The sequence below is a fragment of the Clostridium sp. genome (genome assembly GCF_036781005.1).
Lineage (GTDB): Bacteria > Bacillota > Clostridia > Clostridiales > Clostridiaceae > Clostridium_B.
The window spans coordinates 41675-58191 of the sequence record NZ_DAIQBT010000011.1; the positions used below are offsets into that span (position 1 = coordinate 41675).

Here is a 16517-nt window from a genome sequence, read left to right on the forward strand (position 1 = left end):
AATCAGGAGGGAAAGATGAGTAGGGTAGGAGAAAAAATAAAATCTGCAAGAATAGAATTAGGAATTAGTCAAAAATTATTGGGTAAAAAATTAGGTGTATCAGAAAAGTTTATTAATGAAGTAGAATTAGGAAGGAAAATAGTAAGTGAAGGTATAATTGATAAAGTATCCAAAATTTTAGGAAAAAATATAAATGATATAACTATGTCTTTTGAAGAGCAAGCCTATGAAGAAGAAAAAAATGAAAAATTTGCTCCTGTATCTAAGAAAGAAAAAACTCAGGTTCAGGATGTTTGGAGTGAAGCCTTTGGCTCGGTTTTAAAAAAGGTGCCTGTTTATGGATATAACATGGATAAAGTGATTAATTTCAAACAATTACCTGTAATAAATAATAAAGTAGAGGGCTATGCTCAAGACAAGGTAATATATTTGCACATAGAAAGCAATGATATGGAAGGGTTTAGAATTCAACATGGAGATTTAGCTTTGGCACATATAACTGGAGAAATAGAGAATAATTCCATATGTCTGGTTGAATATAATGGAAAGAGGGAGTTAAGACAGGTAAAAAAATTAGACAATAGAAAAATTTTACTTGTAAGTGGAGGAAGCAGCATAAGAACTGAAACTGTAGAAATTAAAAATTTTAAAATTATTGCAAAGTTAGATAAGTTGGAAATAAAGTTATAGTAATACAGAAAATTATTAAATACATAATTTAAAGTTCTAATCTAAAATAAAGTTATGGTTAGGACTTTTATTTCATAGATAATTAGTAGATTCAAAAGTAAATTTTATAAAATATAGATTTTGTTGTATAATTAGCTATATTATAAGCTCCTTTAAAAAACTTTCCATTAAAAATATTTTTTGAGAATTAGTTTTAATTATTATAAATAAAAATTTTGAAAGGAGAAATAGAAATGAAAGGAACTGTTATTGCCACATGGATGAGAACTTGCAGAAAATTATATAATGACCAGGTTGTAAATGATGCTATGAGTTCAGTGGGATGGGGGCCATCTAAAATATTTTCCCCTGCTGAAAATGTAAATGACGGGGAAATAAAAAAAGTAATAGAGTATATAGCAAAAGCTAACAGGGAAAATACGAAAGAGTTATGGAAAAAAATAGGCCGTGACAACATAAATGCCTTTTACAAGGATTATCCAGCTTTTTTTAAACATGAAAACTTATATTCTTTTTTAAGATCAATGTTTGATGTTCATGTAGCCATGACTAAAAAGTTTCCAGGAGCTAAGCCACCTTTAGTTATGATTAATCCCACATCTTCAAAAACTGCCGTATTTGAGTATAAGTCTGAAAGAGGCATGTTTGATTATCTTGTGGGAATGATAGAGGGAAGTACAAAATTTTTTGGTGAAAAATTGAAGATAGAAGAAATGGAGAGAACCAGTAATTCAGTAAAATTTAAATTTATTTTTGAGAATGAGATATATTATAAGAAGGTATACAGGTTCAATAAAATTCTTTCTTTTGGTATCATAAATAATCTAGGCTTAAAAATGGGAATAATTAATTTTATACTTTGCTTTATAATTTCTATTTTAATGTTTGGATTAAATGATTGGTTTAAATCTATAGTTGTTTCAATATTAGTTCTTTTTGCATCATATATTTCTGGTTCTATACTTATGAGACCTAAATCCATCATAATGGAGACTATAGATAAAATTAATAATGGTAATTTTATTGAAGATGGAGATATAGAGACAAATGATTTTTTTGAGGATATATTTAATCTTCTTAAAAAACACAAAAGTATCATTAAGGCAGACTTTACAGGATTTAAAGGTGTAACGGATGAGATGAATACCTTTGTATCTAATATAAATGAGATATCTAATTCTATGAACAGTACTTCAAGTGAAATATCCGATGTGGTAGAACAAGTGGCCAACTGTGCTGTGGAACAGGCAGAAAATACTCAAAGTGTGGTATCTGTGTTAAATGACAATATAACACATTTGAAAAATATAGTAGAAAGTGAAAACAATAATAAGTTAGAACTGGAAAAATCAATAGACAAGATAAATAATAGTTACAATAATATAGATAATACAAGTGAAAATATATTGACTACATTACAGAGTTTTAAAGAGGTTAATGACAAAGGGTTAGAACTACAATCAAAAGTAAAAGATATTACAGGTATAGTTTCAGTTGTTTCAGAGATTTCAGAACAGACCAATTTGTTGGCACTTAATGCTTCTATTGAAGCGGCCAGAGCAGGAGAGCAGGGCAAAGGATTTGGAGTGGTAGCAGATGAAATCAGGGTTTTAGCAGAACAGTCTCAAGATGCAGTTAAGAATATAGATTCTAATTTAATTAAATTTGTAGATGAAATAAAAGTATTGGTGGATAAGATAGAATCACAATTTAATGTTCTTAAAGGAGAAAGTGAAAACTTAAAAGAGGTAAGGAGTATAAGTTATGAGGCGACAACTGCAGCAGAATCCGTAGCGGAATCAATGATAAAAACTATAGATAAGTTAAATGAACAATCAAAAACCATATCTGGAATATATGAAAATATGGAGTCTTTAGCTGCAATTGCACAGGAGAATTCTGCATCTTCTGAGGAAGTGAGCGCCAGTGTATCAAGTTATACTAATGAAATTAAAAACCTCATGATTAATATACATGAATTTAAGAATATAACAGAATCTTTTAAAACAGAATTGCATAAGTATAAAATATAGTAAAGAACTTGGCCCGTATCTTTGGCCAAGTTTCTTACTATATTTTATATTAAATTCCCTCTAAATCAAAATCAGGTACAAAATTTTTAGAACAAGTGCCAGTGCTTTGTATAAATGCATTTTTTATACCAAGTGAAAGACAATAATTTATAAAAGAATCATAGTGCTTTGGATTTAAGGGTTTATTTATTTCAGGAAATTTATAGGCTTTATAAAGGGGGGTGTATTGATTCATTATACTTATGTATACTGAATCACCAAAAGTGTTATAAATATAATCTATTATTTTTTTAGAGTCAAATAGTAGTCCGGGAAGCATAAGGTGTCTTATTATAACCCCCTTTATTATTAATCCATTTTCATCAAATTTTACACTTCCTACTTGATTAAACATTTCTTCTATAGCTTTAGTGGCATGAATAAAATAATCTGAAACACCAGAATATTTAATGGAATATTTATTGCTAAAGTATTTTAAATCTGGTAAATATACATCTATGTATCCTTTTAAAGATTTTAATGCATGTATAGTTTCATAACTGTTTGTGTTAAATAAAACTGGCAAATTAAGACCTTGTGATTTTGCTATATCCAAGGCTTTAATTATTTGAGGAATATAATGGGTGGGTGTAACCAAATTTATATTATGTGCTCCTTGACTTTGTTGAAATAGAAAAATTTTACTAAGTCCTTCTATAGATATTTCCTTTCCCAAACCATTGGCACTTATTTTGTAGTTTTGACAAAAAGCACATCTAAAATTGCAGTTAGAAAAAAATATAGTTCCAGAACCCTTATTTCCAGATATACAGGGTTCCTCCCAAGTGTGCAGGCATACCTTGGCTATTTTTACATCTTTACCTGCATGACAAAAACCGGTATTTCCCTTTAGCCTATCCACCTTACAATATCTATGGCATAACTGACAACTTTTAAGGTGATTTATCATAAAAAGCACTTCCTTAAATAATATATTATGTAGAGTTAATGATAGAATTTTATCAGCACTTTTTAAGTATATTCTCATTACATACAGGTGTCCAGTTATTATTATGCCATTTATTATAAATTTAATTTTTAAAGTAAAAAATTATGCATTGTATTATAAATATAAGACTAACTACTCCAAAGGCCGGATATAAAAAAGAAATAAGATTTATAAAACCAATTTGGGATATAGGAATTGTAATGAGAATAATTATAAATATTGATTTTTTATAAGATATATTAAATATTTCCTGAAAATTTTTTCCTACGCTATATATGTTGGATACTTCAGTAGAGAACATTTCAAGCCACATTATAATAAGTATCATTATTTGAAGTGTTTTTCCAAAACGGTTGGCTATATAAAGCAGAGGAATTTCATATTTAAAAATATAAGGTATGTTTAAAATCAATAGAAAATTTATAATAAGGGCTAATATGGTAAGAACTAAAGAACCTATGATGGAACCTGCTATGAGACTTTTCTTTTTATTTATAGAAAGTGTGAGAGGAATTAATACTCCACTGTAACATAATATGTTAAATCCTGCGTATATCAATGAAGAAGAAAACCAGTTATTTTTGTAATGAGGTATATTCTTTAAATATGATATATTTATATTTTTGTAGAAAGCCAGGTATAATATAAATAAAGTGAGTATGACTAATATGAGAGAAGGTACTATGATTGAATTTATCTCCATTAGGCCCTTAATATTTCTAGATAATACAATTATGGATATAGTGAGCATTAATAATATGCCTATCCATCTAGGCAGTTGAAAGTACTGGTGTATTAAAGCACCGCTTCCAGCCAATATTATTGCTGAACTTCCTATTAAAAAAAAGGTAGTCAAAAAATTAGTAGCCATACCTAAAAATCCGGGACTAACCAATTTTATAAGACCATCGTAAGAATTTAATCCATATTTCATGCTTATATTTATTATTATAATGGACATTACTATATAAATAATTGAACAAGTTAATATGCCTATGAAACTTTTATAGCCATATTGTGTAAAAAATTGGCTAATTTCTTGTCCAGATGCCAGACCTGCCCCAACTACAGTTCCTATAAAAACTGTAGATATTTGAAAAATTAAGATTATTTTATCTTTCAAAAAATATCCCCCCATAAAATACAATTGATAAAGCTATCCCAATATTAAGTATATAGATATTAAATAAAAATAATGAATTATAAATTAAAATTTTATTTGAGGGAAAAATAAGATTTATAAATTAATTATTATCTTCAATTAAGGGGGTGAAGTTTCTACTAAATTTGAGAATTAGTTGGTAGAAAATTTATGAAAAAGATATATGTGTTTAAAATAATGGTCATTGTCATTTTCTTTTCAGGTATATTGTTTGGGTGTAGTTCAAATGAGAAATTAAATTCTACCAATATAAATGAAAATTTTGATATGAAAGCTGCAGCTAATACAGTGGATACCTACATGAAGTATCTTATGAAGGATGATATTGAAAACATCAAAAAATTATATTGTAAGGAGCTTTTAAAAAATCCTGCAGCAAATGGAAATCAAAATTTGAATATTATGGGTTATAATTTAAGTGACAATAGTGAAGTTGGTAGATCTGGAGTTTTTAAAGTAAAGGTTGTAAGATCAGATCTAAGTAAACCTTTTTCAACTTTAGATGAATATTCCATAAAGGTCATAAAGGAAGAAAATGATTATAAGATTGGCGAAATTAGCAGCATTTTAGATAGGGAAGCTTTTGTTGAGAAGAATAAGATAAAAATGAGAAGTAAGGACAATATAAGTGTAAATGTAATAATAGGTATAAATAATATGCCTCAATATGTATTTTCTAAAGATGATAAAGCAAATGTAAATAAAATGTCTGTACCAAGAGATAACTTTGGAATATTGGATTTTTCTTATGGAGGAGACTACCTAGCTCTAGTTACTTATGATAAAAATTCATATATAGGTGTGGTAAAAGTAGATGAAAGCATGGAAGTACAATCTGGTAATGCGGGATCTTCAGATGGACAGGGAAGTAGTGAGAGTAATGATACACAGGGAAATCAAATAGATGAATACAATCAAAAAATTATAGGTAAGAATATAATAAATGTAGATATTCTAAAAAATGCTAAGGTAGAATTTTTAACATTTTCTTCTGATGAAAAATTTATTGCACTTCAATATACAAATAGCAGTGTAGGTCACTGCATAAGAGTTTATAAAATGGATTCTGGGGATATGATAAGTTTTAAATTTGAAGATAAGTTTCCACTTAATAAAGTAGATGTCGTTTTTTCATCCTTTGATACAGATACATTAAATTTTGATGTCATATCTAAAGCAACCAACGGCGAATCTCTTCCTGATATAATTGGAAAATGGAGGCTCAACTTAAAAGAATTTAAGGCAGTTAAAATATGATATAATAAGTTTTATCAGTTATGTATTATTGAAAGGATGAAAATTTATAATGCAGTGGGGAGATAAGGCGTATTATACTTTGAATTATTATTTGAGAAAAAAGTTTGGAGGAAAAGTATTTAAAATATCCTTAGATGGGGGGTTTTCTTGTCCTAATAGAGATGGCAAAATAAGTAGAGGAGGGTGTATTTTTTGCAGTGAAAGAGGAGCAGGAGACTTTGCAGGTAATAGGAATCTTTCTATAACAGAACAATTCTATAATATTAAGAAAATGATGAATAAAAAGTGGAAAGAGGGAAGGTATATAGCCTATTTTCAAGCTTATACAAATACTTATGCACCTGTAAAAATCTTGAGAAAAAAATATGAAGAAGCTGTAAAACAGAAAGGTGTAGTTGGAATGGCGGTAGCCACTAGACCGGATTGTCTTGGGGAGGATGTTTTAGAGTTATTGCAGGAATTCAGTAAAAAAATTTATGTTTGGGTAGAGCTTGGACTTCAAACTTCCAATGAGTATACTGCCAAAAGAATAAATAGAGGATATGATTTGTGTGTTTTTGAAAAGTCTGTGTATAATCTTAGAAGAAGAAATATTGATGTAGTGATACACATGATAATGGGTCTTCCGGGAGAAGAGGAAAGTGATATGATAAATACAGTGAAATATATTTCAAATCAAGATATACAGGGGGTAAAATTTCATCTTCTTCATTTAATGAAACATACCCCTATGGTTCAATTATACAATGAAGGTAAGTTGAGGTTCATGGAACAACAGGAATATGTAAACATAATATGTAAGGCTTTATCAAATACTCGTTCTGATATTGTAATCCATAGATTAACGGGAGATTCTCCCAGAAATTTGCTTATAGAACCTAAATGGAGCTTAAAAAAGTGGGAAATTTTAAATGAAATTGATAAGGCAATGAAAGATAAAAATATATATCAGGGAATATATTGCAAGTAGTATATTGTAGAATCATTTTTGAGAAAGGCGGAAGTTCAATTGAAAATAGATATAATAATATCGGCAGATGATATAAAGGACGAAAAGATTTTACATAAGTCTGTAATAATAGTAGATATGCTCAGGGCAACCTCTGTAATAATTACTGCTATTAATAATGGATGCAAAGAAGTAATACCAGTGTTAACTATAGAAGAGGCCTTGGAAATATACCATAAAAATAGAGGAAAATACATAATGGGAGGAGAGAGGAAAGCTTTAAAAATAGAAGGATTTCACTGCTCTAATTCTCCTTTGGAATATGGTAGACAAGTTGTAGAAAATAAGACATTGATAATTACTACAAGTAATGGAACCAGAGCTATCAAAGGGAGCATAATGGCTAAAAATATATTAATGGGTGCTCTTATAAATGCAGAGGAAGTGGCAAACAGAAGTGTAAGTTTAAATAATGATGTGGTAATAGTTAATGCAGGTACCTATGGACAATTTTCTATGGATGATTTTATATGCAGCGGATACATAATAAGTTGTATAATAAAAAAGATGAAGGTAACCCTTACAGATATAGCTAAAACTGCACTATATGTTTATAAACAGAACCCGGATATTATAACTTTTATAGAGAAAGCCTCTCATTATAAAAGAATACAAAAATTAAAGTTGTATGATGATTTAGAATACTGCTGCAGGAAAGATATAATAAAAATTGTTCCAGAATATATAGATGGAATAATAAGTTAAGTTATAATTAAAAACCCCAGCTTATCTAGTGCTGGAGTTTATTCAGGTTATTTTTATATAATTAGATCTTACCCATCCTTTGGAATTTATTCTAGATAATCTGTTAATTCCACTTAAAGATATTTCATACCACAGTTGATCTTGTATTTTAGCGGTATCCTCAATTTTTAGTGTGGTATTTTCATCCAGAATATTTACTATACTGGATTTTAAAGTGGGAGCTAAATAGAGACTAGTTTTTATGGTAACTATTCCATTTGAATTTTCAGGAGTAATATAGTTTATATCTACCTTCTTTGGAGATTCTTTTAATAATTTTGATTTTAAGGAATCATTTTCATATTTTAAGGAAATTATTTGTCTCCTTTGAGATGAAATTGTGTTCGAAAAATGATATAAAATAACTCCATTACCTATTATAAGTAGTAAAAATAAAAAAGTAAGCATTTTTAACTTCTCCATTAATATTTCTATAACATTACATTATATTCAATAACTCACTTAAAGATGAAAATTTTATACTACCTTCTGTTAAATCCTTATATTTAAATATATACATATCTGCATGTTTTATTACGTCATCCCATTGATAATCTGAATAAAAATCATATACTCCAACTACAGACATACCAGCGGCTTTAGCACCTTTAACTGCAGGTAAAATGTCTTCAAATACTATACAATCTTTGGGAGATAAATTTAATTTTTTAGCAGTTAAGAGAAATATATCAGGAAAACTTTTGCCTCTTTTAACTTCAGATACTGTGGTTATGGCATCAAAAAGATCATATACCTTATTTTTTTTAAGGCTTATTTCTGTTAACTCCCTGGAATTACTGGTAGCTAGGCCTATTTTAATATTTTTCTGTTTTAATAAGAGTAGAAATTCTCTGGCACCATGTTTTAATGGTATGTTTGTAGAGTATTCATAAACACATGTGTCATAACATTCATTTTGAATTTCTTCTACGCTTTCGGGCAAATTAAATCTAGTTTTAAAGTATTTTGCAACTTCATGAAAAGTCATGGTTTGTATAGCCTCTTTCAAATTTTTGGGTATTGGGATGTTTCTTTTATTTAAAATTTTTTTATCAATACTTTCCCACAGCCACATAGAATCTACAAGGGTTCCATCCATATCAAAAATAACCCCTTTAGTGTTTTTAAGCATCATGATCACCTCATATTTAAGTATAACATCCAAATAAGGTAACATAAATACTAAAATTTCATAAACGTAATAGTAAAATAATTTATATATAACAAAATTAACATAATAAGATGACAAAGATATTTTAAAAACGTCTTTCTAACAGTTCAATTTCTTCAGCATTTTTAAAGTCTTCTAAAGAATTAATATCTAAAAGTTCTAGTATTTTATCCATGCATTTACTGTCTATAGAAACTTTAATTTCAGAGTTTTCTGCAAAGGCATTTATTTTATCTCTGCCTTTTTCTTTTGGTATAAGTACTTTTGGACCTCCTACACAACCACCGATACATCCCATTCCTTCAATAAAGTTAGCGGAGACTTCTCCTTTTTCAGCACGGTTTAATAATTCCTTACATTCTTTTACACCATTTGCTTGAATTGGCTTAAATAGTTCCTTTTTTTCAGGAAACATTTTTTCCACAGCTTCTCCAACGGCAATGGATACTCCTCCGGTACGGGCATATAACCTTCCTCCTTTAGAAGCATATTCAGTTGAAGCATCACCTTCTATTTTAGATGGATCTATGTTAAGTGCATCAAAGATATCTTTTGTTTCTGTAAAAGTAAGTACAAAGTCTATATCCCCAACTATATCCTTTTCTTTTGCTTCTGCTTTTTTAGCTATACAAGGACCTATAAAAACAACTTTGCATTCAGGATTTAATTTTTTAAGTACCCTTCCACCAGCGGTCATTGGAGATACGGAAGGAGATACATGCTTTACTAGATTATTGTATTTTCGTCTTAACATGCCTACCCACATAGGACAGCAGCAAGAAGTTATTACAAGATCCTTTTTATCCTTTACATGACTGTCAAATTCTACCGCCTCTTTTAAGGTTAACATATCTGCAAAGAATGCTACTTCTATCATATCCGTAAAACCTATTTTCTTAAAAGAAGCTCTCAATTGTTCCATTGTAATGTTATCTCCGAATTGTCCGGTTATAGCAGGAGCTACTATGGCAATTACAGGGGAATCACTTTTTAAGATATTGGCAAGTGGTAGAAATTGAACAGTGTCCATTATAGAACCGCTAGGACAGGCATCTACACAAAAGCCACAGTCAGTACATTTATCTTCATCTATGGATGTATGTTTTTTATCCTTATGAATAAATATAGCATCAAAAGGACAAGATTTTTCACATGGAGTTTTATCTCCGTTTTTACATTCGTGGGAACAACTAGTGACTTTATTTATGATTTTTTCGTCCTTATTATAACATTTTATTGCTTTTTTTAATTCTTCTATAAAATTTGAGCTGTAAGTTATGTTAGTGCCACACAATGAAGATATTATTTTACAGAACTCTTCCCTATCTAATTTGTGTTCAGATAAAATTTGTTCTATGGTTTCTTCAAAGTTTTCATCGTAGTAGGATTTTACAATTGATTTAAATAGAGCTCTATATTTGTCTTTCATAATTTTAACAACTCCTTTTTAAGCTTTTTATTCTACAATTATAACATATTTAGACAATTGCAGAATAGTATATTATTTCGAAATTTTCAGTAATATATCTTCTAAAAATAAAAAGGTAGCTAAATCCTGAAATATACCATTATTTTAGGATTTAGCTACTTTCAATAAATGTAGCACTAGATTTATTTAAGGTAATATCATTTCACAGCAATATTATCATTGTCTCCTTCACCTCTTGTAGGTACTGTAGACATTAAAAATCCCACTAATATGGAAACTAAAGCCGGGGATATTATATTTATATAAGCTATGTAAGAAGTTTTATATAATATGAAAGCAGTTATACCAGTTATAAGTATACTTATAATGAATATATAAATTACAAATTTAGCAAAAGAACTAAAGAATTTTTTATATAATTTATGTCTTGTAGGGCCATTGATTATTTTTACAAACAAGAAATAGGATATTAAGATCAAGAAAATATCTACAACAGCAGATATTAAAAAGTTTTTCATGCTAACAACACCTCCAATAGGATATCGAATATAGTATTACCCTATAAGAGGTGTTTTACACCTAATTATAAATTTTTTGATGGAATTATTGATTTAAATATAATTCACCAACTTGAAAAATGTCTCCTGCCCCTATTGTCAATAGTATATCTCCTTCTTTTAAAATATCATTTAAATATTGGATTATAGAATTAAAGTCTTTTATGTTCCTGCAGTTAATCCCTCTTTTTACAAGTTCATCACACAGCATAGATGAGCTTACTTCACCAGTGTCTTTTTCTCTTGCAGCGAATATATCAGCTAGTATTAACTCATCTACATTATCAAAGGCAGCAGTAAATTCTTTAAATAAACTTATAGTTCTTGAAAAAGTATGAGGCTGAAATACACAAACTATTCTCTCATGAGGATAATTTCTTGCCGTATTTAATGTTGCTTTGATTTCTGTAGGATGATGTGCATAATCGTCTATAACTACTACACCTTTCCTCTTGCCTTTAATTTCAAATCGTCTATGAGTGCCTTTGAAGTTTTTTAAGCCCTCTTTTATATTATCAATTGATATATTTAAAATTAAAGAAACGGATATACTTGCTAGTGCATTTAATATATTATGTTTACCTGGAACACTTAAATTTAAGGAAAATAACTTTTTATCAGATTTATATACTTCAAATAAAGCACGTCCCTCTCCGTCAAAGAGTATGTTTTTAGCAGTAACCTCTCCCCTTTCTATACCGTAACTTATTATATTGCAATTTGCATTTGATATAACTTCTCCCATTCTTTTATCATCGGCACAACATACCAAGTATCCTTCCTGTGGAATTAGTTTTGCAAATTTTATAAATGCTTTTTGTATTTCATCTATATCCTTATAGTAATCTAGATGATCTGCATCAATATTTAATATTACTCCTATGAAAGGAAAAAATTTAAGAAAGGATTCTTTGTATTCACAAGCTTCTGTAATAAAATAAGGACTATTTCCAATACGGACGTTTCCTCCTATTATATCTAAATTTCCGCCTACAAGTATGGTAGGATCTATGTTAGCTTCAAGAGTTATAGAGGATAACATGGAAGTAGTGGTGGTTTTACCGTGGGTACCAGATACTGCTACATTATACTTATGTCCTTTCATTATTTCACCTAAAAATTCAGCCCTGTCCATAAGAGGAATTTTTAAATTTTGAGCTTGTAATAGCTCTTCATTGTTTTCTGAAATTGCAGCAGTATACACCACAAGATTTATATCAGGAGTTATATTTTTACTTATTTGTCCTATGTATATTTTTGCTCCTTTTGATTTTAATCTTTCTGTAGTTTTAGAAGATTTAGTATCTGAACCTGATACTTGAAAATTTTTTTCTAGCAGAATTTCTGCCAGTGCACTCATGCTTATGCCGCCTATGCCTATAAAATGCACTCTTTTATTTTTTATAAAATCAAATGACAATTAAATCACTCCTTATAATTAACTTAACCTATTTACTAATTATATACAAAACTTAATTAAAAAACACATAAAATTGTACTTTTTAAAATAAAATATATGTATTTGTGTTAATGTTATAATTAAATAAGAGTTGATTATTAGCAGCTTTTAGAATACAATATGAATAATAGAATAAAATCTTAAGATATTATTCGTAAAATTTATAGATAGGTGATAAGATGCAGAAATTCAGTAGAAACCATAGAATAGCAGCAATAACCAAAATTTTGCTGGAAAATCCTAATAAAATAATGAGTCTGAACAATTTCACTCTTATGTTTAATACGGCCAAGTCCACGGTAAGTGAAGATATATTAGTAGTAAAAGATACTTTAAATAAATTTCAAATGGGAAGAATAGATACTATATCTGGGGCTTCAGGGGGTATAAAGTATGTCTGTGGAATATCCAGTGGGAAGAGAAGAGAATTTGCTGAAAAATTATGTATTATTTTGAAAAATAGAGAAAGAATAATACCAGGTAATTTTTTATATATGACAGATATAATGTTTAATCCTGCTATAATACATGTTGCAGGGGTGGTCTTAGCATCTATTTTCATAGAGAAAGATATTGATTATGTGGTTACGGTTGAAACCAAGGGAATTCCTTTGGCCTATGAAGTGGCCAGAATGATGGGAGTCCAACTTGTAGTTGTAAGGAGAGAACAGAAGTTTACGGAAGGCTCTACTCTAACTATAAATTATGTTTCAGGTTCTACGGGAAGAATTCAAACTATGTCTTTATCTAAAAAAGCATTGAATAAGGGGAGTAAATGTATTTTTATTGATGATTTTATGAGGGCAGGAGGAACTGCCATCGGTATAATAAATCTGTTGCGAGAATTTGAAAGTGAGCTTTTAGGCATAGGGTTTTTAATAGATAATGTGGAAACTCCTAAAAAATTAGTACAGGATTATAAGTCTATAGTGGATTTTAAAGGTATTGATGAAGAGGGTAATGCATTATTATTTCCTTCTGAAAGTATTTAAGTAATAAAATTTTCAAAAAATTTATTAGTTTTTCAAAAAACAAGAAGGAAAAATATAAGATATAGAGAATAGTATATACATAAGCATCTTGGAGGTGGATTATATGCAAATTACAGATGTCAGAGTGAGGAAAATTGCTGCCGAGGGTAAGATGAAAGCTATTGTTTCAGTAACCTTTGATAACGAATTCGTTGTTCACGATATAAAGGTTATAGAAGGTCAGAATGGTCTTTTTATAGCAATGCCAAGTAGGAAAACTCCTGATGGAGAGTTTAAGGATATTGCTCACCCAATTAATACTCAAACAAGAGAGAAAATACAAAAAGCAATTCTTGGTGAGTATGAAAAAGTAAAAAATGAGGAAACTGTTACCGAAGAAAAGGTAGAGGAATAATAAAAAGGAGTAATTACTCCTTTTTATTATTTTTGGCTATTTTATGCTATTTTTATAAGGTTGCAAATAATTTTTATATAAAATATAATATTAAGGGATGTTTAATGATATATTGTAGAAAAGTGAATATTTATAACCATTAAAGAGGTGTTGAAATGTATAATTGTGCTATAATACTGGCTGCAGGTGAAGGAAAGAGAATGAAATCTTCCAATCCTAAAGTACTTCATAAAATTTGTGGCAAAGAAATGATAAATATAGTTATTGATGTTGTAAAAAAAGCACAAATAAGGGATATAAATGTGGTAATTGGAAAGAATGCAGAAAAGGTAAAAAGGGCTACTGAGGCTAAAAATATAAATTATTCCTTTCAAGATAAACAATTAGGTACAGGACACGCGGTCCTTTGTGCTGTTGATTTTTTGAAAAATAAAAAGGGAACTGTAGCTGTATTTACAGGGGATTCACCTTTGATAAAAGAAGATACTATAAAAAACATGCTGGATTTTCATGAATCTGGAGGGTATGGAGTTACCATACTTACATCTATAGTACAGAATCCTTTTGGCTATGGAAGAATCATAAGAGAGGAAGATAACCAAGTACTTAAAATAGTGGAGCATAAGGATTGTCAGCAGGAGGAACTTCAGGTTAATGAAATAAATTCAGGAATGTATTGTTTTGATATAGAAAGTTTAATTGGAGGATTAAGTAAAATACATAATAATAATGCTCAAGGAGAGTATTATTTAACAGATGTTATAGAAATATTAAAAAAGCAAGGTAAAAAAATAGGTGCACTTCCCATTTCCTTTGAGGAAACTATGGGAGTTAATTCAAGAGTACAGCTTGCAGAGGCTGAAAAGATCATGAGAAGCAGAATAAATAAAATACATATGGAAAGAGGAGTTACATTAATTGATTATGACAATACCTATATAGACTTAGATGTTGAAATAGGAAAAGATACTATAATATATCCTGGAAATGTTTTTCAGGGAAATACTGTAATAGGCGAAAATTGTATTTTGTATTCTAATTCTAGAATACAAAGCAGCATAATAAAAGATAATGTAACAGTGGAAAATTCCGTGATATTAGAAAGTACAATAGGGGAAAATACTAATGTAGGGCCTTTTGCTTATATAAGACCTGAAACTACAATAGGAAAGTCTGTAAAGATAGGTGATTTTGTAGAAGTTAAAAAGTCTACAATAGGAGATAATACAAAAATATCTCATTTAACATATATAGGAGACGCTGAAATTGGAAGCAAGTGTAATTTTGGCTGTGGAACCGTTGTAGTAAACTATGATGGGAAGAATAAGAATAAAACTTTAGTGGGAGACAATTCATTTATAGGATGTAATACAAATTTAGTGTCTCCCGTTAAGGTTAATGACAATACTTATATAGCGGCAGGTTCTACTATAACAGATGAAGTTCCCGAGGGAGCATTGGCTATAGCTAGGGCACGGCAGGTTAACAAAAAGAGTTGGGTGTATAAAAAAGGATTAAAGAAATAAAAATTTTAGGAGGGCTTTACATAATGATAACCCATGGTAAAAATATTAAAATTTTTGCAGGAAATTCTCATCCTGATTTAGCTAAACAAATAGGGGATATCCTAGATATCAAGGTAGGAGATTCCAAAGTTACAACTTTTAGTGATGGGGAAATATGTGTAAATATTAATGAAACAGTAAGAGGAATGGATGTATTTATAGTACAATCCACGAATAATCCAGTAAACGACAATTTAATGGAACTTTTAATTATGATTGACGCTTTTAAAAGAGCTTCTGCAGGGCGAATAACGGCTGTAATACCTTATTATGGCTATGCAAGACAGGATAGGAAAGCTAAGGCAAGAGATCCAATCACAGCAAAGCTTGTAGCTGACATATTAACGGCTACTGGTGCAGACAGAGTACTTACAATGGATTTACATGCCTCTCAAATTCAAGGGTATTTTAATATACCGCTTGATCATCTTTTAGGAACACCTATACTTGCGAAATATTTTATACAAAAAGGATTTGATGAAAAAGATGATGTAGTTGTAGTTTCTCCAGATTTGGGGAGTGTAACCAGAGCCAGAAAATTTGCAGATAAGCTTCATGCATCTATAGCTATTATTGATAAAAGAAGGCCTAGAGTTAATGTATCAGAAATAATGAATATAATTGGAGATATAAAAGATAAGACTGTTATATTAGTAGATGATATGATAGATACAGCAGGTACTATAACAAATGGAGCTAATGCTCTCGTGGAGCGAGGAGCAAAAGAAGTTTATGCATGTTGTACCCATGCTGTTTTGTCTGGTCCTGCAATAGAGAGGATAAAGAATTCTGCTATAAAAGAGTTAGTAATGTTAAACACAATAAATTTACCAAAGGAAAAGATATTGGATAATTTTAAGATATTGTCTATAGCTCCGGTATTTGCTGAAGCTATAAGAAGAATATACGAGGATATTTCAGTAAGTAAATTATTCGAAGATTAGATAACATAAAGGCATGTGGATTATTTCCACGTGCCTTTATCATAGTAATTTTCAACTTTAAGTATAGTTTGGAAATAGAGCACTTTATTCATTTAAGCTCTGTGGGATAAGCATTTGTAACTT

16 protein-coding genes are annotated in these 16517 nt (G+C 29.6%); 9 read left to right on the forward strand and 7 right to left on the reverse strand.

Annotated elements, in window-relative coordinates; all coding sequences use genetic code 11:
* Nucleotides 1-15: 15 nt before the first annotated feature.
* Together V7Q02_RS06415 and V7Q02_RS06420 are read left to right on the forward strand one after the other, a co-directional pair.
* Nucleotides 16-690 carry a helix-turn-helix domain-containing protein gene (locus tag V7Q02_RS06415; RefSeq protein ID WP_333860180.1) on the forward strand — a complete coding sequence of 225 codons (675 nt, stop codon included), beginning with the start codon at nucleotides 16-18 and terminating at the stop codon, nucleotides 688-690.
* A gap of 233 nt (nucleotides 691-923) precedes the next feature.
* Entirely contained in the window at nucleotides 924-2723 is a 1800-nt protein-coding gene (locus tag V7Q02_RS06420) for a heme NO-binding domain-containing protein (protein WP_333860181.1), read from the forward strand.
* A gap of 49 nt (nucleotides 2724-2772) precedes the next feature.
* Here the strand turns inward: V7Q02_RS06420 and V7Q02_RS06425 are convergent, their stop codons facing one another.
* Together V7Q02_RS06425 and V7Q02_RS06430 are read right to left on the reverse strand one after the other, a co-directional pair.
* Nucleotides 2773-3672, reverse strand: coding sequence for a radical SAM protein (locus tag V7Q02_RS06425; protein WP_333860182.1), 900 nt, complete (start codon nucleotides 3670-3672; stop codon nucleotides 2773-2775).
* Between the two features lie 121 nt (nucleotides 3673-3793).
* Nucleotides 3794-4849 carry a YkvI family membrane protein gene (locus tag V7Q02_RS06430; protein WP_333860183.1) on the reverse strand — a complete coding sequence of 352 codons (1056 nt, stop codon included), beginning with the start codon at nucleotides 4847-4849 and terminating at the stop codon, nucleotides 3794-3796.
* Between the two features lie 174 nt (nucleotides 4850-5023).
* Between V7Q02_RS06430 and V7Q02_RS06435 the strand changes: the two genes are divergently transcribed.
* From V7Q02_RS06435 to V7Q02_RS06445, 3 genes are read left to right on the forward strand one after another with little or no spacing between them, the layout of a single operon-like run.
* Nucleotides 5024-6130 (forward strand): hypothetical protein, encoded by a 1107-nt coding sequence (locus tag V7Q02_RS06435; protein ID WP_333860184.1) that lies wholly within the window; start codon nucleotides 5024-5026, stop codon nucleotides 6128-6130.
* A gap of 49 nt (nucleotides 6131-6179) precedes the next feature.
* Nucleotides 6180-7100, forward strand: a complete 921-nt coding sequence (locus V7Q02_RS06440; protein WP_333860185.1) for a TIGR01212 family radical SAM protein — start codon at nucleotides 6180-6182, stop codon at nucleotides 7098-7100.
* A gap of 39 nt (nucleotides 7101-7139) precedes the next feature.
* Nucleotides 7140-7844, forward strand: coding sequence for a 2-phosphosulfolactate phosphatase family protein (locus tag V7Q02_RS06445; RefSeq protein WP_333860217.1), 705 nt, complete (start codon nucleotides 7140-7142; stop codon nucleotides 7842-7844).
* A gap of 42 nt (nucleotides 7845-7886) precedes the next feature.
* Here V7Q02_RS06445 and V7Q02_RS06450 read toward each other — a convergent pair whose 3' ends face one another.
* The 5 genes from V7Q02_RS06450 to murC all read right to left on the reverse strand — a co-directional run bounded on the left by V7Q02_RS06450 (nucleotide 7887) and on the right by murC (nucleotide 12460).
* Nucleotides 7887-8291, reverse strand: a complete 405-nt coding sequence (locus tag V7Q02_RS06450; protein ID WP_333860186.1) for a hypothetical protein — start codon at nucleotides 8289-8291, stop codon at nucleotides 7887-7889.
* 31 nt (nucleotides 8292-8322) lie between these two features.
* Complete coding sequence (locus tag V7Q02_RS06455; RefSeq protein WP_333860218.1) at nucleotides 8323-9015, reverse strand: HAD family hydrolase; 693 nt, start codon at nucleotides 9013-9015, stop codon at nucleotides 8323-8325.
* A 124-nt stretch (nucleotides 9016-9139) separates the two neighbouring features.
* Nucleotides 9140-10483, reverse strand: coding sequence for a [Fe-Fe] hydrogenase large subunit C-terminal domain-containing protein (locus V7Q02_RS06460; RefSeq protein WP_333860187.1), 1344 nt, complete (start codon nucleotides 10481-10483; stop codon nucleotides 9140-9142).
* Between the two features lie 197 nt (nucleotides 10484-10680).
* Nucleotides 10681-11001, reverse strand: coding sequence for a hypothetical protein (locus V7Q02_RS06465; RefSeq protein WP_333860188.1), 321 nt, complete (start codon nucleotides 10999-11001; stop codon nucleotides 10681-10683).
* Nucleotides 11002-11086: 85 nt separating this feature from the next.
* Nucleotides 11087-12460: a UDP-N-acetylmuramate--L-alanine ligase gene (murC, locus tag V7Q02_RS06470; RefSeq protein ID WP_333860189.1), complete on the reverse strand. Its 1374-nt coding sequence runs from the start codon at nucleotides 12458-12460 to the stop codon at nucleotides 11087-11089.
* Nucleotides 12461-12678: 218 nt separating this feature from the next.
* Between murC and purR the strand changes: the two genes are divergently transcribed.
* The 4 genes from purR to V7Q02_RS06490 all read left to right on the forward strand — a co-directional run bounded on the left by purR (nucleotide 12679) and on the right by V7Q02_RS06490 (nucleotide 16394).
* A complete protein-coding gene (gene purR, locus V7Q02_RS06475) occupies nucleotides 12679-13491 on the forward strand; it encodes a pur operon repressor (protein ID WP_333860190.1) in 813 nt (270 codons plus the stop codon).
* Between the two features lie 103 nt (nucleotides 13492-13594).
* Nucleotides 13595-13885, forward strand: a complete 291-nt coding sequence (gene spoVG / locus V7Q02_RS06480; protein ID WP_011988741.1) for a septation regulator SpoVG — start codon at nucleotides 13595-13597, stop codon at nucleotides 13883-13885.
* Nucleotides 13886-14040: 155 nt separating this feature from the next.
* On the forward strand, nucleotides 14041-15411 hold the full coding sequence (glmU, locus tag V7Q02_RS06485; RefSeq protein ID WP_333860191.1) for a bifunctional UDP-N-acetylglucosamine diphosphorylase/glucosamine-1-phosphate N-acetyltransferase GlmU: 1371 nt from the start codon (nucleotides 14041-14043) through the stop codon (nucleotides 15409-15411).
* A gap of 23 nt (nucleotides 15412-15434) precedes the next feature.
* Nucleotides 15435-16394: a ribose-phosphate diphosphokinase gene (locus tag V7Q02_RS06490; RefSeq protein WP_333860192.1), complete on the forward strand. Its 960-nt coding sequence runs from the start codon at nucleotides 15435-15437 to the stop codon at nucleotides 16392-16394.
* Nucleotides 16395-16517: the final 123 nt, after the last annotated feature.